We start from the raw sequence: 26,372 nt of genomic DNA on the forward strand, positions 1-26,372 counted from the left end.
CCTCATCTTCAGGTAGCCTCATAAAAATCAGGTAGCCACCTAATCGGATACAGACAAGGCAATGGACAACGAACAAGCATATCTCGCCAAAATCAACGAACTTTGCCGGCTGCCTTATGCCGAACGCAAACAAAAAACACCGCGGCCTGTTTGAGCTGGCGGACGAACTGGAAGCGAACCCATCCTGCGACGAGCGCAACCGCCTGCTGGGCAGGATTTATGCGGAACTGGCTGATTATGAAACCGCTGCCGCCTATTTTTCCGCTATTACGACAAAAGCCGCAAAGACATCAAAAACCTGCTCACACAGCAGGAAGCCGCCAAACGCTTCGGCAGCAGCCATGCGGTGGCACGCAGTGCCGCCAAACGCCAAATTCAAGCCGTGCGGGATGCCATAGAAGAAAAGTTGGCGGCGGCGGTAACCGCTGCGGCAGAGCGGTGGTACAAAGATAAACTCTGAGGAAACCCATGCCCCAACCCCAAAAAATCCAATCCGGCGATATTTTCGCCGTTCCCTTGGCAGACGGACGTTTCGGTATCGCCCAAGTGGTATTTTCCCATTACAGCAGGCTGGTTGATGGGCGTGCTGGCGATTAGGCAAGACCAAACGCTACCTGAAAACACGCACTATTTGCTGCCGATGAATTGGGCGGAAACCATGCGCCAGCGCGTATTGTTCACCGGCAACCACCTGCTCAAAAACGGCACATGGCCGGTTATCGGGCACCGTCCGTTGAGTGATGACGCAAAGCGGAATTTTTATTTCGTCATCGCCAACACCCTGCACCGCTATCCTGACTGTATGCCGCCCCGCCGCAGCGTCCGCAAAATCAGCCACGAAGAACGCGGCAACTGGAACACGCAATACATCTGCTCGGTGTACGGCATTGCCGACTTCTTGGCAACGGGCGGGTATGATGCCGCCTAAGCCCATTCCGCATCCCGTTTACTGCCGCTTCGTTCAATCCCCGATTTTTCAGGTAGCCTCCCGCCCCGTGTGGCAAAATCCCCCCGCCGCCGATACAATGCCCCTCCTCCACTTGCCCACCCGCCCCGCCATGCTCGCACGTTCCGTTTCCCCGCCGCCCTGCTGCTCGCCGCCGCCCTCGCCGGCTGCGCCCCTGCCGACCCAGCCCAGCAATCCGCCGAGCAGGCGCAGCAAATCTCCGCCGCCCTCAAACCCCAGCTCGGCAGCGAACCGCAAGTGCTGGTGAACTCGCGCGACGGCGAAATGTCGCAAGTAATCGTCATCTTCGATCCCGAAGCCGTGCGCGGCAAAAGCGCCGCCCAAGTGCAGGGCATCATCCGCGCCACCGTGCAGCGGCAGCTCGGCCGCGAGCCCGCCGAACTCAACATCCTGCCCAACACCGCCTCACAACCACAAGGAAAATAACATGGCCAAACAGCCCAACCCGCTCAACCTCTGCTGGCTCGACATGGAAATGACCGGCCTCAACCCCGAGCACGACCGCATCATCGAAGCCGCCGTCGTCATCACCGATGCCGATTTAAACATCCTCGCCCAATCCGAATCCTACGCCATCCACCAAAGCGACGAGCTGCTAAACGGCATGGATGCCTGGAACACCGCCACCCACGAGCGCACCGGCCTCACCCAGCGCGTGAAAGCATCCGCCCTCAGCGAAGCCGAAGTGGAGCAGCGCCTGCTCGACTTCATCGCCCCCTGGGTGCCCCAAGGCGCCAGCCCCCTCTGCGGCAATACCGTGCACCAAGACCGCCGCTTCATGCTGCGCTACATGCCCCGCCTTGAAGCCTGGTTCCACTACCGCAACCTCGACGTATCCACCCTCAAAGAGCTCGCCCGCCGCTGGCACCCCGCCGCCTACCGCAGCTTCAGCAAAAAAGGCGCCCACCAAGCGCTCGACGACATCCTCGAAAGCATCGAAGAGCTGCGCCACTACCGCCAAACCTTCCTGCGCCTGCCCGAAGCCAACGAAACCAACCAAGAGGCTACCTGAAAAACACGAGGCTGCTTCAACACAGTTTCTGCGAAATCGAGGCGCCAGCTTCATGCAGCAAACAACCGGCTGAAATGCTGGTAAACCAGGATTCAGCCAACCGTAGCAGCGGATCTCACACCCGCTGCCCGCAACCAAGCCAACGGCAGATATGAAATCCGCCACTACGAAACAACAAAATATTGCCCGGGCTTCAGGCTACCTGAAAACGCAACGCAGCGGAGCTAAATTTTTTCAGGTAGCCTCTCCGCCCAACCAACCCGCCCAAGGAAACCCATGAACCGCAAACCCCTCGCCGCCCTCGCCTGCGCCGCCCTGCTGCTGGCCGGTTGTGCTGCCAAGCCTGCCAACCAACTCCCCACCCTTATTCATTCCGCCAATCCTGTTTACCCGCCGCAGTATGCAGAAGACGGCATCACCGGCAGCGCCACGGTGCAGATGCGTATCGACACCCAAGGCAATGTCCGAACCGTGCGGGTGCTCTCCGCCACCCACCCCTTGTTTGGCCGCTCCGCCGAACGTGCCGCCCGGCAATACAGCTTCACCCCCGCCAAACGCAACGGACAACCGGTGGAGGCCATGATTACCCAAACCATTAGATTTGCCCTTCCGGCAGCCAACACCGGCAATCAGAAAGCCGCCCAGCCCAACCAACCCAAACCCTAAACCCCGCTATGTCCCCACCACCCTCCCGCCTGGCAAGCCCTGGCCGAACACCAGCGCGCCACCGCCCACCTCCACCTGCGCGAGCGTTTCGCCGCCGAGCCCGACCGTTTCGAGCGCATGCACGCCGAGCTAAACGGCCTGCTGCTCGACTACAGCAAAAACCGCATCGGCGAAGACACCCTCGATCTGCTCTGCCGCCTGGCCGACGAATCCGGCGCCGCCGAACTGCGCCGCCAAATGTATGCCGGCGGCAAAATCAACCTCAGCGAACACCGCGCCGTGCTGCATACCGCCCTGAGGCTACCTGAAAACGCCCCGCCCGTATTCGTGGACGACATCAACATCGTGCCCCAAGTGCATGCCGAGCTCAACCGCGCCCTCGACTTTGCCGAGCGCCTGCAAAACGGCACGCACCTAGGCTGCACCGGCGCGCCCATCCGCGACGTAGTCAATATCGGCATCGGCGGCTCAGACTTGGGCCCGCGCATGGTGGCACAAGCCCTCGCGCCCTACCGGCAAAACCTCAACGTGCACTTCGCCGCCAATCTCGACAGCGCCGATTTGGATGCCATCCTGCGCCGCGTAGAGCCCAGCACCACGCTCTTCATCATCGCCAGCAAATCCTTCCGCACCCCCGAAACCCTGCTCAACGCCCAAGCCGCGCGCCGTTGGTTTCTGCAATCCGGGCGCAACGAAGCCGACATCGCGCAGCATTTCGCCGCCGTGTCGGCCAATGTGGAGGCCGCCGCCGCGTTCGGCATTGCCCCGCAAAACGTGTTTGCCATGTTTGACTGGGTGGGCGGGCGCTATTCCGTGTGGTCGGCCATCGGCCTACCCGTGATGTGCGCCGTCGGCCGCGAAAATTTCCACGAGTTTCTGCGCGGCGGCCACGCCATGGACGAACACTTCCTACACGCCCCGTGGCGGCACAACATCCCCGCCCTGCTCGCCCTCATCGGTATCTGGCAGCAAAACTTCTGCGGCAGCAGCAGCCACATCGTCATCCCCTACAGCCACAGCCTGCGCCTCCTTCCCGCCCACCTCCAGCAGCTCGACATGGAAAGCAACGGCAAAAACTGCCGCCGCGACGGCAGCCCCGCCGACTGCGCCACCGGCGCCGCCATCTGGGGCGAAGCCGGCGTCAACTGCCAGCACGCCTTCTTCCAGCTCATCCACCAAGGCACGCAGGTGATTCCCGTGGATTTCATCGTGCCCCTGCTCGGCGAAGGGACAGACGACGGCCGCCACCGCCAACTGGTGGCCAACGCCTTCGCCCAAGCCGAAGCCCTGATGCGCGGCAAAAGAGAGGCCGAAGCCCGCGCCGAGCTGGCACACCAAGGGCTACCTGAAAACCAACAAGCCGCCCTCGCCAGCCAGCGCAGCTTCAGCGGCAACCGCCCCAGCAACACCATCCTCGTGGAGCGCATCACGCCCTACACCCTCGGCATGATTCTCGCCATGTATGAGCACAAAGTATTTATGCAGGGCACCGTGTGGGGCATCAATTCCTTCGACCAATGGGGCGTGGAATACGGCAAAGTGCTGGCGCAAACCATCCTGCCCGAGCTGCAAGGCGCCCCCGCCGCCCGCCACGACGCCTCCACCGCCGCCCTGATCGAGCGCTACCGGCAGGCAGCGGCAAAACAGCCGTAAGCCCGCACGGCCAAATCAGGCTACCTGAAATACCGCCTGTCAAAGCAATCCGCATTTTCAGGTAGCCTTTTTCTCAAAAACCCCTATAATCCCCGCCGTTTGCTTACTCACCCTAATTCAAGAGAACCTTATGACCGCATCCACCCAACCCCGCACCCCCTCCGGCGGCAACACGCTCGCGCTTTCCGTGGTGGGCGCCCTGTTTTTCATGCTGGGCTTCATCACCTGCCTCAACGACGTCCTCATCCCGCACCTCAAAGCCATCTTCCAGCTCAACTACACTCAGGCCATGCTGGTGCAGTTTTGCTTCTTCACCGCCTATGCCGTGATGTCCTTCCCCATGAGCAAGCTGGTGGAAAAAATGGGCTATAAGGCCGGCATCATCGGCGGCTTCCTGATTGCCGCGCTCGGCTGCCTGCTGTTTTACCCCGCCGCCGCCAGCGCGTCTTACCCCATCTTCTTGGGTGCGCTGTTTATCCTCGCTTCCGGCATCGTGCTGCTGCAAGTGGCGGGCAACCCCTACGTTACCCTGCTCGCGCCCCAGGGCAAAGAATCGGTGATGCTCACGCTGATTCAGGCCTTCAATTCGCTGGCCACCACCGTGGCCCCGCCCATCGGTGCCGCGCTGATTTTTGTGGATGCCGCCGCCAGCCAGGCCGAACGCATTTCCTCCGTGCAAATACCCTACTTGGGCTTGGCCGGGTTTATGGTGCTGCTCTCCGTGCTGATCGGGCTGATCAAGCTGCCCGATGCGCGCCAAATCGCCGCCGAGCAAACCGAGGCCGCGCACGACGGCAAAACCAGCGTGTGGCAATACAAACACATGGTGCTGGGCGCCATCGGCATTTTCTGCTACGTGGGCGCCGAAGTGGCCATCGGCTCGCTGATGGTGAACGTGTTAGAACACACCGCCGGCCTCACCCACGACCAGGCCGCAGGCTATCTCTCCATCTATTGGGGCGGCGCCATGGTGGGCCGCTTCATCGGCGCCGGCCTGATGAACAAAATCGCGACCAACCGATACCTCGGCTTCAACGCCGCCATGGCCATCTTGCTGCTGCTGGCGGCGATTGCCGCAGGCGGCGGCGCGCTCACGCAGTGGTCGCTCTTGCTGGTGGGCTTCTTCAACTCCATCATGTTCCCCACCATTTTCTCCTTGGGCACCAAAGGCCTGGGCAAATTCACCGGCACCGCCTCCGGCATCATTTCCACCGCCATCGTGGGCGGCGCGCTGGTGCCCGTGGCGCAGGGCTACATCATCGACCACGTCGGCCTGATGATTTCCTACCTCGTGCCCGCCGCCTGCTATGTGTATATCCTGTTTTTCGCGCTCAAAGGCTATAAGGCAGACGAAGCCTAAGGCTTAGCCCGGCGGCAACGATAAAGGCTACCTGAAAATCCCCAACGGATTTTTCAGGTAGCCTTTTCCACAGCCAAGCTCACACCCGATGCAGCAACACCTGCAACACAAACTTGCTGCCCACATAAGCCAGCATCAGGCACACAAAGCCCACCAAGCTCCACAGCGCCGCCGTGCGCCCGCGCCAGCGGCGGGGGCGGTGCAGCAGCAGGATGGCCGCATACACCAGCCAAGAAAGCGCCCCAAACACACTCTTATGCGTGAGCGAAAGCGGCTTGCCGAAAATCTCCGGCGAAAACAGCAATCCCCCGCCCACCGACACCGTGAGCAGCACAAAACCCGCCAACATGCTCTGAAACATCAGCTTTTCCAAGCTCAGCAGCGGCGGCAGAAACGACACCAGCGGCGAAATACGGTGCGCGCGCAGGCGGCGGTTTAGCAGCAGAATCAGCAGCGAGAGCAATGCCGCCAAGCCAAACAAACTGTAGGAAAGCAGCGCCGAAGCCACATGCAGCGCAAACGCCGGATTGCCCACCGCATAGCCCGCCCCCGGCTGCGGCCACAGCGCCGCCGCCAGCATAGAAAGCGCCGCCGCCGGATAAAGCAGCAGTTGCAGCCCCTTGAGCGAATAGAAAAAACTGCCGCACCAATACAAAAGCAGCGTGAGCCAAGTGAGCAGGCTCAGCGCATAGCCGATGCCGCTGGGAAAACGCCCATCCAGCAGTGGCTGCCACACCGCCACCGCATGCGCCGGCAACGCCGCCGCCAACACCAGCAGCTCCGCCTTCAGCGGGTAATCCCCTCTCCCGCTTCGCCGCCCAAACCACCAGGCAAAGCCGCCCAGCCCGCCATACAGCAGCCCGAGCAACACAAACAATCCGGCCATTTTCATCCCGTCTCACGCGGCGGCGGCATTTGCCCAAACAGCAAAGCGCAAGCCGCGCACATAGTGTAAAATGCCGCGATTTTAGCAAACTTTGCGGCAGATAGCGGCTACCTGAAAAACACCGGCTGCAACGCAACGAAAGCAAGCAAAGCGAGTTTCTGTAAAACCAAACCCTGCCGCATCCCCAACCACCCCTCTTCTATCCGCCGGGCGGGCACACCAGCCAAGGCCGCGCCCGCCTGGCATAAGGAACCCTATGTTAGACAACCTATCCAGCCGCCTCAGCCAGTGGGCCAAGAAAATGCGCGGCCAAGCGCGCCTCTCCGAAGACAACATCAAAGAAGCCCTGCGCGAAGTGCGCATGGCGCTCTTGGAAGCCGACGTGGCGCTGCCCGTGGTGAAAAACTTCATGGCCGGCGTGAAAGAACGCGCCGTCGGCCACGAAGTCATCGGCAGCCTCACCCCCGGCCAGGCTTTTATCGGCGTGGTAAACCAAGCCCTCACCGAGCTGATGGGCACGCAAAACAGCAGCCTGAACCTGGCCGCCGTGCCGCCCGCCGTGGTGCTGATGGCCGGCCTGCAGGGCGCGGGTAAAACCACCACCGTGGGCAAGCTCGCCCGCCTGCTCAAAGAAGAGCAGCGCAAGAAAGTGCTGGTGGTGTCGGCTGACGTATACCGCCCCGCCGCCATCGAGCAGCTGCGCCTCTTGGCCGAACAAGTGGGCGTGGATTTATTCCCCTCCGACACTTCCCAGCAGCCCGTGGCCATCGCCCAGGCCGCGCTCGATTACGCCAAAAAGCATTTCTACGACGTGCTGATGGTCGATACCGCCGGCCGATTGGCGGTAGACGAAGCCATGATGGCCGAAATCCAGGCGCTGCATGAAGCCGTAAACCCGGTGGAAACCCTGTTTGTGGTCGATGCCATGCTCGGCCAAGATGCCGTCAACACCGCTCAGGCCTTCAACGAAGCCCTGCCGCTCACCGGCGTGGTGCTCACCAAAATGGACGGCGACGCGCGCGGCGGCGCGGCACTTTCCGTGCGCCACGTTACCGGCAAGCCGATTAAATTCATCGGCACCGGCGAGAAAGTGGGCGGCATCGAGCCCTTCCACCCCGACCGCATCGCCGGCCGCATCCTCGGCATGGGCGACGTGCTCACCCTGATTGAAGACGTGCAAAAAGGCATCGATCAGGAAGTGGCCGAGCGTATGGCCAAAAAGCTGCACAAAGGCAAAGGCTTCGACCTCAACGACTTCCGCGCCCAAATCCAGCAGATGCGCAATATGGGCGGCATCCAGTCGCTCATGTCCAAGCTGCCCGGCGAAATGGGGCAGCTCTCCGCGCAAATCCCCGAAGGCGAAGCCGAAAAAGCCATGGGCAAAGTGGAAGCCATCATCAATTCCATGACCCCGAAAGAGCGCGCCAACCCCGCCCTGCTCAAAGCCAGCCGCAAACGCCGCATTGCCGCCGGCTCGGGCACCAGCGTGCAGGAAGTGAACAAAATGCTCAAGCAGTTCGAGCAGTCGCAGAAAATGATGAAAATGTTCGGCGGCAAAGGCATGGGCAAACTCATGCGCATGGCGCAGGGCATGAAAGGCATGTTCCCCGGGCGCTAACACCCTTTAAGGAAGCAAAGAAAGGCTACCTGAAAATTTCAGGTAGCCTTTTCACGTCTCATCATCCCAATCAATGAAATATAGCCATAACCCCGCCTGCACCACTTTCAGACAGACTCCCTCCAGCCTATAATCAGGCTACCTGAAACCCTATCCGTTCATACAGAAAGAGCCATCATGCGCACCCGCCTGCTTCCCCTCGCCGTCCTGCTGCTCGCCGCCTGCGGCCAGCCCTCCGGCCAACCCGATGCTGCCTCCGGCGCATCCTCTCCTGCCAGCCTTGCCCAGCCCGCAGCCACCTCTCCCGCGCTTGCCACCACATCCCACGATTTCTTCCGCCAAAAACGCTGCGTGCAAAAAGACGACTACTGCGCCGAAACCAGCCTCACCCTGCCCGACACCGGCCAAGCCTGGCTCGACCAGCTTCTCAAGCAAAAACTATACTTACGCTACTCCACCGAAAACATACTCATCCAAAACGACGAAGAATTGCGCCAAGCCTACCAGCAAATCCAAAACGATTTGTATGAAGGAGTACAATTTTATGCCGAAGAAAAATCCGCGCTCGGCCAATACAACAACCACACCGACCAAGTCCACTTCCTCTACCAGCGCGGCCACACCGCCGTATTCGAGGTTTCCCACGATGATTATACCGGCGGCGCACACAGCCAATACCTCATGGTCGATTTGAGCAAACAACAAGCCCTCAGCCTGCAAGACATCATCCGCCCCGGCCAGCAAAGCAAGCTGCAAGAACGCCTGAAAGAAGCATACGACCAATACCAGCAGCAATGTAACTGCCTCACCGGCAAACCCGAGCTCACCGACAACTTCCTCTTCTCCGCCGACGGCATCGAATTCCGCTACCCGCCCTATGAAATTGCCGGCTTTGCCTACGGCGAAATCAATTTAGTGGTGTCTTGGAACTGGCTCGAAGACATCGTCAAACCCGAATACCTTTGGAAACCACCCCAGCCGTCTTCCAAACTGTAAGCCCGCAGCCGGCCGTTGCCGCCGCGCCGCTGCCGCACAAAGGCTACCTGAAACCAAAGTTTGATTTTTCAGGTAGCCCCCTCCCCGCCACAGGCTACCTGAAAAATCCCGTCAAACCATGTAACCGCCCGCCCCCGCCGCCGCACTTAGGGCTATAATGCCGCCCCAAAGCCGCCGCCGCGCAGCCTAACCGAAACACACCTTCCTTAGCCAACTGACTAACCAAAGGAAAGCCCATGACCACCCTCCGCCTCACCGCCGTAGCCGCCCTCTTCGCTGCCGCCTTCGCCGCCACCCCCGCCGTGGCCGACACCCCCTTCCCGCAAAACGCCGAGCTGCACTACGTCGGCCCCTACGGCGTGCCCGCCGTGATGAACTTCAGCCAAAACGGCGGCCGCTACAGCGTCAGCGCCGACATCAACGTGCCCCTCTACAAAATGCGCTTTTCGTCCAACGGCAGCATCACCGGCAAACGCCTCCAGCCCGCCCGCTACAGCGACACCCGCAAAGGCCGCCCCTACGCCGGCGCCACCTTCAACTACGGCGCCCAAACCATCACCTACGGCAAAACCGGCCAAACCGAAACCCAGCCCATCAGCGGCCCCACCTTCGACCTCTTCACCCTCGCCTGGCAGCTCGCCCTCAACAACGGCCAGCTCCCCGCCAACCTCCACATCACCAACGGCAAACGCGTCTATCCCGTGCGCGGCATGACCCGCCTACCCCCCGCCCGCTACAACATCAACGGCGCCAGCATTCCCGTCAACCGCTTCCGCGTGCAGCGCGGCGACGACACCATCGAATACGCCTTCGCCCCCGATTTTGCCAACATCCCCGCCCGCATCAAATACACCGACGACGGCAAAACCTACGAGCTCAAACTGCGCAGCGGCAAAATCGACGGCCAACCCATCCAGCCGGCCAAATAAAGCCGCACTCAGGCTGCCCAAAATTCAACAGACAAGCTGCACCGCAGCCTGTCTGTTTCTTATCCACAAATTTTCAGGTAGCCTTACCCGCATCCCAAAGGCTACCTGAAATCCCAAACCACACCAAATGACCCCCGCCCAACTCCTCCACACCAGCACCCTGCTCGGCCAAGTCCTCGGCTTCGAGCAGCCCGCCGACGCCCTCGTTTCCGCCTATTTCCGCAACCACAAAAAGCTCGGCCGCCAAGACCGGCACGAAATCGCCGAAACCGTATTCGCCGCCCTGCGCCACCTGCAAAAAATCCAAAGCGCCCTGCCCGAGCCCGTGCGCCAGTCCCGCCGTGCCGCACTTGCCGCCCTTGTGCTCGGCCGCGGCCTCAGCATCTCCGCCCTCGCCGGCTGCACCGATGAAGACGAAGCCCAATTCCTCGGCAGCCTGAAAGCCCGCAAAACCGAGTTTGCCGCGCAGCTCAACACCGCCGCCGAACTGCCCGAATGGCTCATCGCCCAACTGCAAGCTCAAGGCTGGGGCAGCGAACGCATCCTCGCCTTCGGCCGCAGCATCTCCACGCCCGCCCCGCTCGACTTGCGCGTGAACACCCTCAAAGCCAAGCGCGACAAAGTGCTCGCCCAACTGCAAGCCGAAGGCATCCGCTGCGAAGCCACACCTTATTCGCCGTGGGGCATCCGCCTGCACGACAAATCCGCCCTCATGCGCCACCCGCTCTTCCTCGACGGCAGCATCGAAGTGCAAGACGAAGGCAGCCAGCTGCTCGCCCGCCTCACCGGCGCGCGGCGCGGCGAAATCATCGTGGATTTCTGCGCCGGCGCCGGCGGCAAAACCCTCGCCCTGGGCGCCGCCATGAACAACAGCGGCCGCCTCTACGCCTTCGACATCGCCGAAAAACGCCTCGCCAAACTCAAACCGCGCATGGTGCGCGCCGGCCTCACCAACATCAGCCCGCAGCGCATCGGCAGCGAAACCGACCCCCGCCTCGACCGCCTCACCGGCAAAGCCGACCGCGTGCTGGTGGACGCACCCTGCTCCGGGCTGGGCACGCTGCGCCGCAATCCCGATTTGAAATACCGCCAATCGCCCGAGCGCATTGCCGAGCTGGAAAAACAGCAGGCCGCCATCCTCGAAGCCGCCGCCCGCCTGGTGCGCCCCGGCGGCCGCCTGGTGTATGCCACCTGCAGCGTGCTCGCCGCCGAAAACGAAAGGCAGGCCGAACGCTTCGGCGCCGCCCACCCCGATTGGCGCTTGGAAAACGCCGCCGAATTGCTGCCCGACTGCCCCGAACTGTTTTCAGGTAGCCCCTATCTCCAGCTCGATACCGCCGCCCACCGCACCGACGGCTTCTTCGCCGCCGTGTGGGCGCGCCCCGAATAAAGCTGATTAAGCCGCCGCAAATCCGCTATAATGCCCGCCGTTTCAACCGGCCGTTTGCAGTTCGGCATACACATTATTTTTATCCCGATTTAATCCCAAAAGGAAAACCATGAGCATTCAAGAAGAAATCAAACAAATCGTGAGCGGCAACCGCGTGGTGCTGTTTATGAAAGGCACCAAGCAATTCCCGCAATGCGGCTTCTCCTCCCGCGCCGTGCAAATCCTGCAAGCCGCCGGCTGCAACGACTTCCTCACCGTCAACGTATTGGAAAATCCCGAAATCCGCCAAGGCATCAAAGAATATGCCAATTGGCCCACCATTCCGCAGCTGTATGTAAACGGCGAATTCGTGGGCGGCTCCGACATCATGATGGAAATGTACGAAGCCGGCGAGCTGCAAGCCTTGCTGCAAGCCTAAGCGCCGTTTCCCGAAAACAAACCAGCCCGCCGCAGCGCATAAAAAAGCCGTGGCGGGCTGATTATTTTCTTCCATAAAAAAGCCATATTCCGTATAATCGGCCGCACATTTGTTCCAACAACCTTCAGCAAAGGAAAAATCATGGCAAGCCGTGAAACCCTCGACCAACTTTTAGAACAGAAAAAAGCCTTGGAAGACCGCATCCAGCGCCGCCTGGCTTCCGAGAAGAAGAAAAAGGTCAACCAAATCGTTTCCCTGATGCAAACCTTCGATATCAGCCTGAGCGATGTAGAAGCTGGCCTGAAAGAAAAGCAGAGCCGCCCGCAATACCGCAACCCGCAAACCGGCGCCACTTGGGGCGGCGTGGGCAAACGGCCGAAATGGATTGTGGAAGCCCAGGAAAAGGGCATCGACATCAAGAAATTCCTAGTGTAATCCGGAGCATCCTATCCGCAAAAGGCTACCTGAAAAATCAAAGCAATTATTTTCAGGTAGCCTTTTTCCAGCAATCTTCACCTCATCACCCCATCAAACACCTATGCTGAAACACACCATCGATTTCCCCCTTATCGGCCAATTAACCATGCAAGGGCAGCGCAAAATTTGGGAAGGCCGATGGGGGATACCCGAATTGGGGCAAGATGATTTTAATGTGATCATTTATGGCGAATTAAACGGCCCAACGGCAGCCCAGCAAAATGTGTTGCAGAATTTTTACCAAAACCGCAATGAAATGTCGGGCCGGATATGCGATGAATTGGCAGCTATTTGAACAGCGGCGAGTGGGATATGCCCGATTTGCCCGAAATCACTGCCGCAAACATATGGCAATTCCTCAACCCCGAAACCATCATGCTGGACAACCCAAACGATAAACGCAGCTATTACGGCAACGGCACCGATATGCTGCTGTCGATAGGCTGGCTGATCGGCGGCTTAGAAGATTGCGGCATTCAAATTTATTTAAAAAACGGCACCGAATTCGACGGCATCGGCAGCGAATAATTTTCAGGTAGCCTCTTTCCCGCCTGCTTTGGCAACAAAATTGCTGCCATTCGGCATTTCCCCCGCAACGTTTCACCCATAAGGATTCCCGCATGGAACAGTTCAACACCCTGTTTCTGATTATGGCTTCGCTGCTGTTTGTGAGCGTGGTGGCCACACGTATGTCGGCGCGGCTCGGCATGCCGCTGCTGCTGGTGTTCCTCGGCGTGGGCATGCTGGCGGGCGAGGAAGGCATCGGCGGCATCCGTTTCAACAACTACACCGCCGCCGCGCTGGTGGGGCAGCTGGCGCTGGCCATCATCCTGCTCGACGGTGGCCTGCGCACGCAGATGTCCACGGTGCGCATCGCGCTCAAGCCGGCGTCGGTGCTGGCCACAGCGGGCGTGGCGGGCAGCGTGCTGCTGCTGGGCTTGTTTGCCACCTTTTTCCTGGGCATTGATTGGAAGCTGGGCTTTCTGATGGCGGCCATCGTGGGCTCCACCGATGCGGCGGCGGTGTTTTCGCTGCTGCGCAACAGCGGCGTGCGGCTCAATTCGCGCGTGTCGGCCACGCTGGAGCTGGAAAGCGGCCTGAACGACCCGATGGCCATCCTGCTGGTTACGGCGTTTACCGGGCTGATTGCGCAGCCGGAACAGTCGGGGCTGTGGCAGGTGTTGATTATGCTGGTGCAGCAGCTTGGGCTGGGCGTGATATTCGGCCTGGCTGCGGGCAAACTCTTGGCCTTCATCCTCAAGCGCATCCGGCTGGCGGAAGGGCTGTATGCACTGATGATTGCCTCGGGCGGGCTGATGTTGTTTGCGGTGAGCAATATGTTCGGCGGCAGCGGCTTTCTGGCGGTGTATCTGGCCGGGCTGCTTATCGGCAACTCGCGCAACAATGCCACGGAGCACGTACTGAATGTGATGGACGGCCTGGCCTGGCTGGCGCAGGCGGCGCTGTTTTTGGTGTTGGGGCTGCTGGTGTCGCCCTCGCGGCTGCTGGACCACGGCTGGCAGGCGCTGGCCATCGGCGCGTTTCTGATGCTGGTGGCGCGGCCACTGGCAGTGTGGCTTTCCATCCGCTGGTTCCGCTACGCCAAACGCGAGCTGATCTACATCAGCTGGGTGGGGCTGCGCGGGGCGGTGCCGGTAACGCTGGCGCTGATGCCGCTGATGATGGGCGTGCAGGGCTCGATGCTGCTGTTCGACGTTACCTTCGCGGTGGTGATTTTGTCGCTCTTGGTGCAGGGCACCACCATTCCGGTGGCGGCACGTCGGCTGGACGTGGTCATCCCGCCCGCGCCCGAGCCGCAGGCCAGCCGCGAGCTGTGGCTCACACGCACGCTGCCGGTGCTGATGCAGTCGTTTGCCGTGGAAGCCGGTTCCGATGCGGAAAACAGCCACCCCTACGCCATGACGCGCAGTGCGGATTTTTCAGGTAGCCGCTTCTTCGCCCTGGTGCGCGACGGGGAAATGCTGCAAACCAATATGAGCACGCGCATGCAGGCGGGCGATGTGGTGTGGTATGTGCTGCCGGAAGACAAAGGCGAAGAGTTTGCCGAACAATTTGCCGGCAACGTGCCTGGCCGGCAGCAGTTTTACGGCGAATTCGTGGTGCGCCCCGATGCCCGCGCCGACGAGCTGGCGCAGGCCTACGGCTTGCAAACCAAGCCGGAAGAAGCCGGGCTGCAGCTGGTTTCCCTGTTCCGCCAGCGCTTTGGCGACGTGCCCGTGGCTGGCGACCGCATCAACATCGGCGGCATCGAAATCACCGTGAAAGAGCTCGACGAACACAGCCACATCAAATGGCTGGGCCTGAAGATTCCGCGCTCAGCGGAAGCGGGGTAAAACCTTTTTCAGGTAGCCCACCATTTTTCAGGTAGCCTCCAATTCAAAACAGCATGACTCATCATCATGCTGTTTTCTTTTTAGCAACAGGCTACCTGAAACCCCAAAAGGCTACCTGAAAATACAAACCAACTAAAAAAGGCTACCTGAAAAGATATCTTGACGCAGCCAAGGCAGCGCTTATAGTGGATTAACAAAAATCAGGACAAGGCGACGAAGCCGCAGACAGTACAAGTAGTACAGCAAGGCGAGGCAACGCCGTACTGGTTTTTGTTAATCCACAATATCCAAACCTAAGCACCCGCCTCAATCCTCCTCCACATCCTCATCCGCATGCCGCGCCAAACGCCGCAGCGCCTCAGCCAATTCCGGATGCCGCGCCAAGCCCTCCGCCATTTCGCGGCACTTTTCCGCCGCAGCCCGGCTCAAATGCGCCTGTTTCACCGGCTCCCGCTCCTGCTCCCTCGGGCTCACCTTCACCTGCACTTGCCGCGCCTCCGGGCACACCGCCTGCCAAGCCCCCAGCAAACTAGGCGAGAGCATCCGCAGCCGCGCCGCCGCCATATTGTTATCCGCATACCACACCAGCACCCCCTCGCGCACCCGCACCGCCCGGCAACAGCCGCGCAGCTTGGCCGGCAGCCGCGCCTCCAGCGCTTGCGCCGTATGCCGCCAGCTTTCCGCCCGCACAATCAAATCGTGCAGCACCGCATCACCGCGGCTCAAATTATCGCGGCCGTGGCGGCTGTGTCGCTCCAGATTAAGGCGGTCGAGTTCAGACATAAAAGGCTACCTGAAAAAAGAAAACAAACCATCAACGGCTCAACAAAAGCCCGGCCGAAACCAATCGCCAGGCCGTCCGGCCCGCTCCCGGCAAAAAACCCCGCCCGCCGCGCTTGAAATCCCGCCCAAGCAGGCCATATTACCAGCGCGAACGGGTTTGATTATGCTAAAATTGCCCGTTATGTTCATCCAAAATAAAACGGCGTAGCAAGGCTCTTTTTATTTTGTATGCCCACTATTCTACTACCGGCAACGGCAATACCGCTTAAGGGATTAAATATTTTATGATTACTTCACTGGCCAAAAAAGTGTTCGGCAGCCGCAACGACCGGCTTCTGAAACAATACCGCAAATCCGTGGCACGCATCAACGGCATGGAAGGCGCCATCCAAGCGCTCGACGATGCCGCACTGCAAGCCAAAACCGACGAATTCAAACAGCGGCTGGCCCAGGGCGAAACCCTCGACGGCATTTTGGAAGAAGCCTTTGCCGTGTGCCGCGAAGCCTCCCGCCGCACCCTCGGCATGCGCCATTTCGACGTACAGCTCATCGGCGGCATGGTGCTGCACCAAGGCAAAATCGCCGAAATGCGCACCGGCGAAGGCAAAACCCTGGTGGCCACGCTGGCCGTGTATCTCAACGCGCTCTCCGGCAAAGGCGTGCACGTGGTCACGGTAAACGACTACCTCGCCTCGCGCGATGCCGAAATCCTCAGCCCGCTCTACAACTTCCTTGGCATGAAAGTGGGCGTGATCGTGGCCAATATGGATCAAGACGCCAAGCACGAAGCCTACGGCGCCGACATCACCTACGGCACCAACAACGAATTCGGCTTCGACTACCTGCGCGACAACATGGTGCACCAGCTGGGCGACAAAGTGCAGCGCGAGCTGAACTTCGCCGTGGTGGACGAAGTGGACTCCATCCTCATCGACGAAGCCCGCACTCCGCTCATCATCTCCGGCCAGGCCGACGACAACACTGATCTCTATCTGATCATGAACAAAGTGCCCGCCCAGCTCACCCGCCAGGAAAAAGAAGACAGCGAAGGCGACTACTGGGTAGACGAGAAAAACCGCACCGTATTGCTCAGCGAAGCCGGCCACGAACACGCCGAACAAATCCTCACCCGCATGGGCCTGCTCAAAGAAGGCGAATCGCTGTATTCCGCCGCCAACATCGCGCTCATGCACCACCTGATGGCCGCCCTGCGCGCCCACAGCCTGTTTAACTTAGACGAACACTACGTGGTGCAAGACGGCGAAATCGTGATTGTGGACGAATTCACCGGCCGCCTGATGACCGGCCGCCGCTGGTCGGAAGGCCTGCATCAGGCCGTGGAAGCCAAAGAAGGCGTGGAAATCCGCAAAGAAAACCAAACCCTGGCCTCCATCACCTTCCAAAACTACTTCCGCCTCTACAGCAAACTCTCCGGCATGACCGGCACAGCCGACACCGAAGCCTACGAGTTCCAAAGCATCTACGGCCTCGAAACCGTGATCATCCCCACCAACCGGCCGATGATCCGCAAAGACCACAACGACCAAGTGTTCCGCACCGCCGAAGAAAAATACGAAGCCGTGGTGGCCGACATCAAAGAGCGCCATGCCAAAGGCCAGCCCATCCTCGTGGGCACCACCAGCATCGAAAACTCCGAGCTGGTGTCCAACCTGCTCTCCCGCGCCGGCTTGGCGCACAACGTGCTGAACGCCAAAGAACACGCCCGCGAAGCCGACATCGTGGCGCAGGCCGGCAAAACCGGCATGATTACCGTGGCCACCAATATGGCCGGCCGCGGCACCGACATCGTGCTCGGCGGCAACGTGAAACACCTCAGCCACATCATCCGCAACAACCCCGATTTGAGCGAAGAAGAAAAAGAACAGCGCATCAAAGCGCTGGAAGACGGCTGGCAGGAAGAGCACGACCGCGTGATTGCCGCCGGCGGCCTGCACATCGTCGGCACCGAGCGGCACGAAAGCCGCCGTATCGACAACCAGCTGCGCGGTCGCGCCGGCCGCCAGGGCGACATCGGCTCCAGCCGCTTCTACCTCTCGTTTGAAGACCCGCTGCTGCGCCTGTTCGCCCTCGACCGCCACGCTGCCCTGCTGGACAAGCTCGCCCCCGAACGCGGCATCCCGATCGAAGCCAACCTGCTCACCCGCCAGATTGAAAGCGCCCAGCGTAAAGTGGAAGGCCGCAACTTCGACATCCGCAAACAAGTGCTGGAATACGACGACGTGGCCAACGACCAGCGCAAAGTCATCTACAGCCGCCGCAACGAAGTGCTGGAAACCGAAGACAACTCCGAGCTGATGACCGAAATCCGCCGCGAAGCCGTAGACAACCTGGTCGATCTCTACATGCCCGCCGACAGCATCGAAGAACAATGGGACTTGCCCGCGCTGGAAAAACAATTGCGCGCCGAATTTCTCATCGACGCCCCCGTGTCCGAATGGCTCAAGCAAGACCCCACGCTCGACAACCAAGACGTAAAAGAGCGCGCCTGGCAGCTGGCCGACCTCGCCTACACCGCCAAAACCAACCTCGTTGGCCCCGAACTGATGCATCAATTCGAGCGCAACATCTTCCTGCAAGTGATGGACAGCCAATGGCGCGAACACCTCTCCGCCATGGATTATCTGCGCCAAGGCATCCACCTGCGCGGCTATGCCCAGAAAAATCCGAAACAGGAATACAAAATCGAATCCTTCGAAATGTTCCAAAACCTGTGGCAGAGCATCCGCGGCGAAACCGCCAAGCTCCTGTCGCAAGTGCGTTTCGAGCTGAACGAGCCCGCGGCGGAAGAAAGCGCCCCCATCCCGGTGGACTACCAGGAAACCCACGCCCCCGCGCCCGACGTTACCTTCCTAGCCGCCAACGGCAGCCCCGAAGCCGCCGCCGAATTTGCCAGCGACGACTTCAGCCCCGCCGCCCTTGCCGCCCGCGGCCAACTGGTACACCGCAACGACCCCTGCCCCTGCGGCAGCGGCCTGCGCTACAAACAATGCCACGGCAAGCTGGACTAAACTGCCCGGCCTAAGCTGAGCATCAAAGGCTACCTGAAAACCAAAACTCCGTTTTCAGGTAGCCTTTCCCTTACCCCAAACCAACGCGTATAGGCTACCTGAAAATATCCTCCTCCCAAAGCCACCTTTTTTCAGGTAGCCTCCAGCACCCGCTTGCCGCCCCCGCCCTTTTCCAGTATAAACGCCCATCAGCGCCGCCCTTTCGCACACTAATAATCATCCGGCGCTTCAAACCACTCTCCAAGCCTTCCCCGCTGCCGCAGCAAGCCGCCTGCGCCTATTTTCAGGTAGCCTCTCCGGCAACCCCGTCCACACCACACAGGAGAGCATCATGTCCAAAGACCAAACCGGCCACCACTTCCTCGCCCGCCTCGGCAAAACCCGCTTGCGCCCCGGCGGCCGCCGCGCCACCGACTGGCTCATCAGCCAAGCCCGCTTCACCCCCGACAGCCGCGTGCTCGAAGTAGCCTGCAACATGGGCACCACCACCGTCGGCCTCGCCCAACGCTTCGGCTGCCATATCACCGGCGTCGATTTAGACGAAAACGCCCTGGCCAAAGCCCGGCAGAACATCGCCGCCGCCGGCCTGGAGCAGCTCGTGCAAGTGCAGCACGCCAACGCCACCGCTCTGCCCTTCCCCGACAACAGCTTCGACATCGTCATCAACGAAGCCATGCTCACCATGCTCCCGCTCGCCAACAAACAAATGGCCGTGGCCGAATACTTCCGCGTGCTCAAACCCGGCGGCGTGCTGCTCACCCACGACGTCGTCGTCAGCACGCACGACACCGAAGCCGCCGTCCAGCGCCTGCGCGACACCATCCAAGTTAAAGTTACCCCGCTCACCGAAAGCGCCTGGACGGAGCTGTTCCGCCAAGGCGGCTTTGCCGACATCACCACCCTCAGCGGCGGCATGACCCTGCTCTCCCCCGCCGGCCTACTGCACGACGAAGGCTGGCGCCGCACCCTGCACATCCTCAAAAACGCACTCAAAGCCGAAAACCGCGCCACCTTCAAGTGCATGTACTGCACCTTCAACGACCCCGCGCAAAGCCTGGGCTTTATCGCCGTGTGCAGCCGCAAGCCCGCCTAAACGCCTGCCGGATTCCAAACAAAAGATACTGTTACATATCTTGTCAAATTTTCACTGTGTAAATGTTAGTTAAATAACCGCATCTCTATTGATTTTTCGGCGTATTTTACCCCTTGCGAAGCGACAACCATTTAGCTGCCGCGCTTCGCTTGGCGGCAACCTGCCTGCCTTTACCTCCTGCGGAGCTAAAGCCATTCAGGCTGCTTGTATTTGCGGGTCGTAGGGTCTGCCGCTCTTCAACACGGTAAAACAGTACACCAACAGCTTCCGCATTATTGCGCAAACAATCTGCTTGCCCGTCTTGCCGGAAGCCTTCAAACGATTAACAAACGGCTGCCATTCGGGCAAACTGAATGCGCGGACTGCCGGCAATATAACGCCGTTCGAATAGTCTTATCCCCTTGTTTCGAGATAGAGATAAACCTTGTTTTTCTTTCGCCGCTTTGTTTGATAATGGGGTTTAATCCAACGTACTTAATCGCAGCCTTTGCCGTGCTAAACGTCTTGAACCCGAACAGCGTTATCAGGTGGGGTATCGTCGCTGCACCGATGCCCCGAACCGACTTTAGCAGGTCGGCCTTGTCTTTGAGGTCTGGACTTTGCTTGATGTGCGTTTGAATTTGCTGCTCGACTTGCGCAATCTGCTGCCGAAGATGCGCTATTGTGTCGGCAATGATGGGAGTAGTGATGTCTTGGGCTACCTGAAAGCGGTTTTGATTGGCCACTACTATTTCTTTTAAATATTCAACTTGACGGGTTAGCGCCTTTAACTGCCGTTCAGATTTCGGCGGCGGTGCGTACAGCGTGGGTTGTGTCATCTGGCAATACTTGGCGATGGTCTTGGCATCTTGCTTGTCTGTTTTGACTGCCAGCAATTGCATCTCTGCAAATTTCTTAATACTTAACGGGTTGACGAGCGCTACGCTATGACCTTCATCATGCAGCCAATCGGCGATGTGTTCGCTATAAATGCCTGTCGCTTCCAAACAGGCGTAAACGGGTTTGTCCGTGTACTTCTTGAGCCAATCCCGCAGCTTCTCAAATCCGCTTTGGTCGTTCTTCAATACGCGATGTAGGTACTTATCCTCTACGATTAGGCAGCAATCTATTTTTTTCTTGCTTACATCTATTCCTAAATAGTTCATGGTGTATTTCACACAGGCGACAGGGTAGGGCATCGTAGAAATGGCTGTGTTTTGCGGTGCGTAGGCTGGGGCTGTCCACGGTTTGCCGTCCATGCTGGGGCGGAAATCTTCGGGTTTATCGATATGTAGTTTTGCGGTTCGCCCCGTGTTTTGCTTTCCTTCAGGGTTTTGTAGAAAAAGTAGCTGTCCCATTCTTGCGCCCACTTGGCGAGTTTCTGCCGCCATTGCTTCGACCCTTCGCTTACGAATTGAAAGCCACTTGTCGCAATCTTCCAGCGAAAGCCTTTGTCTTGGCTGGTTTGGCATAAGCGAACGCCTTTGTCTGCGCTTATCCGTGCGTTTATGTGCTTGCCTATGTATTTGGCAATGTAGTTTGCCAAGCCTTTGCTGTTGGTTTTGACGGGCATTAGTTCGCTTCTGCCGAAGCCGTATTTGCCCATTGCTTCGCGCAGGCGTGCCCAGTGACCGCGTATCGCGGCATTCGCGCTTTTGTAATTACGGGCGGCGATTTGGCGGAAGTTCAGACCGCGGCGGATGTTTTCCTTGCAGGCTACTAGCAGGTGGTAATGTATGCGGCCTGTTTTGGTGCGTTCGACTACGCGGATGTATTGGGGGTAATGTTTTTTGAGAAAGTGGGTTCGTAGGCTGTTGAAGCGACGCTGTGCTTCTTTCGGACATTTGACTTCGTCGGCAAAAGTCAGCGTTAAAAATCCAACGCGGTCGATGCCGTGGCGGTCTATAAAAGACTTGACGTTGAGTTGCAGCACATAGGCTGATTTGCGGTGGGCGGTCGTGAACTCATTCAGCCGAACCTGTGCAGCTTCGGCATTATCGGCCTGACTGCACCATTTCGAAGGTGCCGTCTTGGCTTCGGTTGAGTTGTTTCTATTCAGACAAGGAAGGCTTCGGCTCGCTATGCTTGCCTTGCCCTGCTTCATCATCTGTTGCTTGAGTTTCATAAAAAATCGCCCTTGGTCTATGACACAAGGGCAATCTTTGCTTACTCGAATGCAGGCTGGCTGTCAAGCAACCGCCTAAGATACTGTTCAGATTGGTTTTTACTGCTTGCCCCTGTTGTCGGGGCGTAATATAAGGCTACCTGAAAATACGGCTTCAACCTTATTGAAAACAAGCATGTATCGTTTTCAGGTAGCCTCAACTCAAGAAAAGGCTACCTGAAAACTTTGGCGCTGCAGAAATTTTGCCGCGCCACGCTTTCAGGCAGCCTTTAGCCCGCTACACACCACCTGCCGTGTGCCACCCATCCCGCCAGCCATGCGGCTACCTGAAAACAAAAGGCCGAAACCTGCCATGCGGTTTCAGCCTTTTATTTTCAGGTAGCCTCAAGCCTTATTCGGCGGCTTCGTCCACCTTTTCGTTTACCTGCGCCTCGTGGTGCGCCTGCCACTGCGCGCGGCGGCTGCGGTGGTAGGTCAAGCCGGTGCCGGCGGGAATCAGTCGGCCCACAATCACGTTTTCCTTCAGGCCGCGCAGGTCGTCTTTCTTGCCCATGATGGCGGCTTCGGTGAGCACGCGGGTGGTTTCCTGGAAGGAAGCGGCGGAAATGAAGCTGTCGGTAGAGAGCGAGGCTTTGGTGATGCCCAGCAGGATGTTGTCGAAGCGTGCTGGCTCTTTGCCTTCGGCAGCCGCGCGTTCGTTGGCCTGCATCACGTCGCCGCGTTCCACTTGCTCGCCGGTGATGAAGCCGGTTTCGCCGGGGTCGGCAATGTTCACGCGGCGCAGCATCTGGCGGATGATCACTTCGATGTGCTTGTCGGAAATGCGCACGCCTTGCAAGCGGTACACTTCCTGCACTTCCTGCACGATGTAGCGCGCCAGGGCTTCAATGCCTTGCAGGCGCAGGATGTCGTGCGGATCCACCGAGCCGTCCACGATAATCTCGCCGCGGTTCACCACTTGGCCGTCGTGCACCAAAATCTGTTTCTCTTTGGAAATCAGGGTTTCGTGTGCCGCACCTTCCAAATCGGTGATCACCAGGCGCTGTTTGCCCTTGGTTTCTTTACCGAAGGAGACGGTGCCGGTTACTTCGGCCAGCATGCCGGCGTCTTTGGGCACGCGGGCTTCAAACAGCTCGGCCACGCGCGGCAGACCGCCGGTGATGTCGCGGGTTTTGGAAGAAGCCTGCGGGATACGCGCCAGCACGTCGCCCTTGCCCACTTCCTGATCTTCGCGCACGGTAATCACCGCGCCCACGGGGAAGGCCATGGATACTGGCGTTTCGGTGCCGGGCACGGTGACTTCTTCGCCGTTTTCGTCCAGCAGTTTCACGGTCGGGCGCAGCAGTTTGCTGCTGCTGGAGCGGCGTTTGCCGTCGATCACCACCAAAGTGGAAAGGCCGGTGATTTCGTCGGTTTGACGGGTAACGGTTACGCCTTCTTCCACGTTTTCAAAGCGCACGCGGCCGGCGTATTCGGTAATCATCGGGCGGGTGTGCGGATCCCAGGTGGCCAGGGTTTGGCCGGCTTTCACCGCAGAGCCATCCTGCACCAGCAAGGTGGCGCCGTAGGGCACTTTGTGGCGCTCGCGTTCGCGGCCCACTTCGTCGTGAATCACCAATTCGCAGGAGCGGCCAATCACCACCAGCTCGCCTTTATTGTTGGCCACATAACGCATCTGGCTGCTGAAGCGGGCGGTACCATTGGATTTGGCTTCCACCTGGCTGGCAGCGGCGGCACGCGAGGCGGCACCACCGATGTGGAAGGTACGCATGGTCAGCTGGGTACCCGGTTCGCCGATGGATTGTGCGGCAATCACACCCACGGCTTCGCCGGTGTTCACCAGTTTGCCGCGTGCCAAATCGCGGCCGTAGCACTTGGCGCACAGGCCGTAGCGGGTTTTACAGGTAATCGGAGTGCGGACTTTCACTTCGTCCACGCCGGAGCGGTCGATCAAATCCACCAGCTGCTCGTTGAGCAGGGTACCGGCTTCCACCAAGGTGGCGCCGCTGGAAGGATCCACCACGTCTTGCGCGGTAACTCGGCCCAAAATGCGGTCGCGCAGGGCTTCAATCACGTCGCCGCCCTGTACCACAGCCTTCATCACGAAGCCGTCGCTGGTGCCGCAATCGTCTTCCACCACCACCAAATCTTGGGTAACGTCTACCAAACGGCGGGTCAGGTAGCCTGAGTTGGCGGTTTTCAGCGCGGTATCGGCCAAACCTTTGCGCGCACCGTGGGTGGCGATAAAGTATTGCAATACGGTGAGGCCTTCGCGGAAGTTGGAGGTAATCGGCGTTTCGATAATCGAGCCGTCCGGCTTGGCCATCAGGCCGCGCATACCGGAAAGCTGCTTAATTTGGGCGGCGGAACCGCGGGCGCCGGAGTCGGCCATCATGTAGATGGAGTTGAACGACTCCTGATCCACTTCCTTGCCTTCGCAGTCGATCACCTTCTGTTTGGAAAGATTGTCCATCATCGCTTTGGCAATCTTATCGCCGGCACGACCCCAAATATCCACCACTTTGTTGTAGCGCTCGCCGTTGGTCACCAAACCTTGGCGGTATTGGTCTTCGATTTCCTTCACTTCTTTCTGTGCTTCAGACAAGAGCTTGGCTTTTTCTTTCGGCACTTCCATGTCGTCCACGCAGATGGAGATGCCGCCTTTGGCCGCGAAGCTGAAGCCGGTGTACATCAGGTGGTCGGCGAAAATCACCGTGTCGCGCAGGCCGCACAGGTGGAACGAGGCGTTAATCAGGCGGGAAATTTCTTTTTTCTTCAGCGCCTTGTTGATGTATTCAAACGGCAGGCCTTTGGGCAGGATTTCGGAGAGCAACGCACGGCCGACGGTGGTTTCGTAGCGCTTGGTTACCGGCTCAAACTCGTCTTGGTCGTTTTTCTCCCATTCTTGCAGGCGCACGGTAATCTTGGTGCCGAGCTCCACCTGTTTGGTGTAATAAGCGCGGTGCACTTCTTTTACGTCGGAGAACAGGCTGCCTTCGCCTTTGCCGTTGATTTTGTCGCGGGTCATGTAGTACAGACCCAATACGATGTCCTGCGAGGGCACGATAATCGGCTCGCCGTTGGCAGGCGAGAGCACGTTGTTGGAGGCCAGCATCAGGGTGCGGGCTTCCATCTGCGCTTCCAGGCTCAACGGCACGTGCACGGCCATTTGGTCACCGTCGAAGTCGGCGTTAAACGCAGCGCACACCAAAGGATGCAGCTGGATGGCCTTGCCTTCGATCAGAATCGGCTCGAAGGCTTGGATACCCAAGCGGTGCAGCGTCGGCGCACGGTTGAGCATGATCGGATGTTCGCGGATCACTTCTTCCAAGATGTCCCACACTTCCGGCACTTCCTGCTCCACCAGTTTCTTGGCGGCTTTGATGGTAGCAGCCAAACCGCGCACTTCCAGCTTGTGGAAAATAAACGGTTTGAACAGCTCCAGCGCCATTTTCTTCGGCAGGCCGCACTGGTGCAAGCGCAGGTAGGGGCCAACGGTAATCACGGAACGGCCGGAGTAGTCCACGCGTTTGCCCAGCAGGTTTTGGCGGAAACGGCCGCCTTTGCCTTTAATCATGTCGGCCAAGGATTTCAGCGGGCGTTTGTTGGCGCCGGTCATCGCTTTGCCGCGGCGGCCGTTGTCCAACAGACTGTCCACGGCTTCTTGCAGCATGCGTTTCTCATTGCGCACGATGATGTCGGGCGCATGCAGCTCCAGCAGGCGTTTCAGGCGGTTGTTGCGGTTGATGACGCGGCGGTACAGGTCGTTCAAATCGGAAGTGGCGAAGCGGCCACCGTCCAGAGGCACCAGCGGACGCAAATCGGGCGGCAACACGGGCAGCACATCCATAATCATCCACTCCAGCTTCATGCCGGAACGGTGGAAGGCTTCCAATACTTTCAAACGCTTGGCCAACTTTTTGATTTTAGTTTCGGAGCCGGTACTTTCCAACTCTTGGCGCAAAATCTCGATTTCGGCAGGCACGTCCAGCGAACGCAGCAGCTCGCGGATGCCTTCGGCACCCATTTTGGCGTCGAAATCTTCACCGTATTCATCCAGCTTGGCGTAGTAGTCTTCTTCGGTGAGCAGCTGGCGACGTTGCAGCGGGGTCATGCCGGGGTCGGTTACCACGAAGGCTTCGAAATACAATACGCGCTCGATGTCGCGCAGGGTCATGTCCAGCACCATGCCGAGGCGGGAGGGCAGTGATTTCAAGAACCAGATGTGGGCCACGGGCGCGGCCAGCTCGATGTGCCCCATGCGCTCGCGGCGCACTTTGGACAGGGTAACTTCCACACCGCATTTTTCGCAGGTCACGCCTTTAAACTTCAAGCGCTTATACTTGCCGCACAAGCATTCGTAGTCTTTCACCGGGCCGAAAATTTTGGCGCAGAAGAGGCCGTCGCGCTCAGGTTTGAAGGTACGGTAGTTGATGGTTTCCGGCTTTTTCACTTCGCCGTAAGACCAAGAGCGGATGGTGTCCGGCGAGGCGATGCCGATCTTGATGGCATCGAATTCTTCTTCCATGCCTGCGGCTTGCAGGGGGTTAAACAAGTTCGACAAATTCATTTTTGCTCCTAATCAGGATTTTATATTTTGCTCACTCTGTTTCAGGTAGCCTCAGGCTACCTGAAAA

At 59.1% G+C, this 26,372-nt stretch carries 24 protein-coding genes and 1 pseudogene; 20 read left to right on the forward strand and 5 right to left on the reverse strand.

Annotated elements, in window-relative coordinates; all coding sequences use genetic code 11:
- The first annotated feature begins 116 nt into the window (after positions 1–116).
- The 8 genes and pseudogenes from LG371_RS05755 (at position 117) to LG371_RS05790 (ending at position 5,658) form a co-directional block, all read left to right on the forward strand.
- Positions 117–398: a hypothetical protein gene (locus LG371_RS05755; protein WP_225747980.1), complete on the forward strand. Its 282-nt coding sequence runs from the start codon at positions 117–119 to the stop codon at positions 396–398.
- Between the two features lie 70 nt (positions 399–468).
- Positions 469–597 carry an immunity 26/phosphotriesterase HocA family protein gene (locus LG371_RS05760; protein ID WP_225747981.1) on the forward strand — a complete coding sequence of 43 codons (129 nt, stop codon included), beginning with the start codon at positions 469–471 and terminating at the stop codon, positions 595–597.
- Complete coding sequence (locus LG371_RS05765) at positions 575–928, forward strand: immunity 26/phosphotriesterase HocA family protein (protein ID WP_225747982.1); 354 nt, start codon at positions 575–577, stop codon at positions 926–928. The genes LG371_RS05760 and LG371_RS05765 overlap by 23 nt, the downstream gene beginning before the upstream one ends.
- Positions 929–997: 69 nt before the next feature.
- Positions 998–1,393, forward strand: coding sequence for a hypothetical protein (locus LG371_RS05770; RefSeq protein ID WP_225747983.1), 396 nt, complete (start codon positions 998–1,000; stop codon positions 1,391–1,393).
- 1 nt (position 1,394) lies between these two features.
- Positions 1,395–1,979: an oligoribonuclease gene (gene orn, locus LG371_RS05775; RefSeq protein WP_067590256.1), complete on the forward strand. Its 585-nt coding sequence runs from the start codon at positions 1,395–1,397 to the stop codon at positions 1,977–1,979.
- A 276-nt stretch (positions 1,980–2,255) separates the two neighbouring features.
- On the forward strand, positions 2,256–2,645 hold the full coding sequence (locus tag LG371_RS05780; protein WP_067590258.1) for an energy transducer TonB: 390 nt from the start codon (positions 2,256–2,258) through the stop codon (positions 2,643–2,645).
- A 27-nt stretch (positions 2,646–2,672) separates the two neighbouring features.
- Positions 2,673–4,298 (forward strand): annotated as a pseudogene (gene pgi, locus LG371_RS05785) (glucose-6-phosphate isomerase); the annotation flags it as partial.
- A gap of 130 nt (positions 4,299–4,428) precedes the next feature.
- Positions 4,429–5,658, forward strand: coding sequence for a sugar MFS transporter (locus LG371_RS05790; RefSeq protein ID WP_225747984.1), 1,230 nt, complete (start codon positions 4,429–4,431; stop codon positions 5,656–5,658).
- Positions 5,659–5,737: 79 nt separating this feature from the next.
- Here the strand turns inward: LG371_RS05790 and LG371_RS05795 are convergent, their stop codons facing one another.
- Positions 5,738–6,544, reverse strand: a complete 807-nt coding sequence (locus tag LG371_RS05795) for an inner membrane protein YpjD (protein ID WP_225748057.1) — start codon at positions 6,542–6,544, stop codon at positions 5,738–5,740.
- Between the two features lie 256 nt (positions 6,545–6,800).
- On the opposite strand from LG371_RS05795, the gene ffh reads away from it, so the two are divergent.
- The 10 genes from ffh (at position 6,801) to LG371_RS05845 (ending at position 14,726) form a co-directional block, all read left to right on the forward strand.
- A complete protein-coding gene (gene ffh / locus LG371_RS05800) occupies positions 6,801–8,162 on the forward strand; it encodes a signal recognition particle protein (protein ID WP_225747985.1) in 1,362 nt (453 codons plus the stop codon).
- Positions 8,163–8,339: 177 nt separating this feature from the next.
- Positions 8,340–9,158, forward strand: a complete 819-nt coding sequence (locus LG371_RS05805) for an RsiV family protein (protein ID WP_225747986.1) — start codon at positions 8,340–8,342, stop codon at positions 9,156–9,158.
- Positions 9,125–9,316 carry a hypothetical protein gene (locus LG371_RS05810; protein WP_225747987.1) on the forward strand — a complete coding sequence of 64 codons (192 nt, stop codon included), beginning with the start codon at positions 9,125–9,127 and terminating at the stop codon, positions 9,314–9,316. Before LG371_RS05805 ends, LG371_RS05810 begins: the two co-directional genes overlap by 34 nt.
- Positions 9,317–9,394: 78 nt before the next feature.
- Positions 9,395–10,087, forward strand: coding sequence for a DUF3108 domain-containing protein (locus LG371_RS05815; RefSeq protein WP_067590274.1), 693 nt, complete (start codon positions 9,395–9,397; stop codon positions 10,085–10,087).
- Between the two features lie 127 nt (positions 10,088–10,214).
- On the forward strand, positions 10,215–11,477 hold the full coding sequence (locus LG371_RS05820) for an RsmB/NOP family class I SAM-dependent RNA methyltransferase (protein WP_067590277.1): 1,263 nt from the start codon (positions 10,215–10,217) through the stop codon (positions 11,475–11,477).
- A 109-nt stretch (positions 11,478–11,586) separates the two neighbouring features.
- Complete coding sequence (grxD, locus tag LG371_RS05825; protein ID WP_225747988.1) at positions 11,587–11,895, forward strand: Grx4 family monothiol glutaredoxin; 309 nt, start codon at positions 11,587–11,589, stop codon at positions 11,893–11,895.
- Positions 11,896–12,036: 141 nt separating this feature from the next.
- Entirely contained in the window at positions 12,037–12,330 is a 294-nt protein-coding gene (locus LG371_RS05830) for an H-NS family nucleoid-associated regulatory protein (protein ID WP_067590283.1), read from the forward strand.
- A 103-nt stretch (positions 12,331–12,433) separates the two neighbouring features.
- Positions 12,434–12,667: a hypothetical protein gene (locus LG371_RS05835; protein ID WP_225747989.1), complete on the forward strand. Its 234-nt coding sequence runs from the start codon at positions 12,434–12,436 to the stop codon at positions 12,665–12,667.
- A 17-nt stretch (positions 12,668–12,684) separates the two neighbouring features.
- Positions 12,685–12,900 (forward strand): hypothetical protein, encoded by a 216-nt coding sequence (locus tag LG371_RS05840; RefSeq protein WP_225747990.1) that lies wholly within the window; start codon positions 12,685–12,687, stop codon positions 12,898–12,900.
- Positions 12,901–12,992: 92 nt separating this feature from the next.
- Positions 12,993–14,726: a potassium/proton antiporter gene (locus LG371_RS05845; protein WP_225747991.1), complete on the forward strand. Its 1,734-nt coding sequence runs from the start codon at positions 12,993–12,995 to the stop codon at positions 14,724–14,726.
- A gap of 306 nt (positions 14,727–15,032) precedes the next feature.
- On the opposite strand, the gene LG371_RS05850 is transcribed toward LG371_RS05845, so the two are convergent.
- Positions 15,033–15,509 (reverse strand): DciA family protein, encoded by a 477-nt coding sequence (locus LG371_RS05850; protein ID WP_067590292.1) that lies wholly within the window; start codon positions 15,507–15,509, stop codon positions 15,033–15,035.
- Positions 15,510–15,793: 284 nt separating this feature from the next.
- Here LG371_RS05850 and secA point away from each other — a divergent pair, with 284 nt between their 5' ends.
- Together secA and LG371_RS05860 are read left to right on the forward strand one after the other, a co-directional pair.
- Positions 15,794–18,538 (forward strand): preprotein translocase subunit SecA, encoded by a 2,745-nt coding sequence (gene secA, locus LG371_RS05855; protein WP_225747992.1) that lies wholly within the window; start codon positions 15,794–15,796, stop codon positions 18,536–18,538.
- A gap of 331 nt (positions 18,539–18,869) precedes the next feature.
- Positions 18,870–19,631: a class I SAM-dependent methyltransferase gene (locus tag LG371_RS05860; protein WP_067590298.1), complete on the forward strand. Its 762-nt coding sequence runs from the start codon at positions 18,870–18,872 to the stop codon at positions 19,629–19,631.
- 314 nt (positions 19,632–19,945) lie between these two features.
- Here the strand turns inward: LG371_RS05860 and LG371_RS05865 are convergent, their stop codons facing one another.
- The 3 genes from LG371_RS05865 to rpoC form a co-directional block, all read right to left on the reverse strand.
- Positions 19,946–20,776: a transposase gene (locus LG371_RS05865; RefSeq protein ID WP_225747993.1), complete on the reverse strand. Its 831-nt coding sequence runs from the start codon at positions 20,774–20,776 to the stop codon at positions 19,946–19,948.
- An 8-nt stretch (positions 20,777–20,784) separates the two neighbouring features.
- Complete coding sequence (locus tag LG371_RS05870; protein WP_225747994.1) at positions 20,785–21,735, reverse strand: replication endonuclease; 951 nt, start codon at positions 21,733–21,735, stop codon at positions 20,785–20,787.
- Positions 21,736–22,126: 391 nt separating this feature from the next.
- Complete coding sequence (gene rpoC / locus LG371_RS05875) at positions 22,127–26,305, reverse strand: DNA-directed RNA polymerase subunit beta' (protein WP_225747995.1); 4,179 nt, start codon at positions 26,303–26,305, stop codon at positions 22,127–22,129.
- Positions 26,306–26,372 lie beyond the last annotated feature (67 nt).

It is taken from the genome of Eikenella sp. Marseille-P7795, from assembly GCF_916618725.1.
Taxonomy (GTDB): domain Bacteria; phylum Pseudomonadota; class Gammaproteobacteria; order Burkholderiales; family Neisseriaceae; genus Eikenella; species Eikenella longinqua.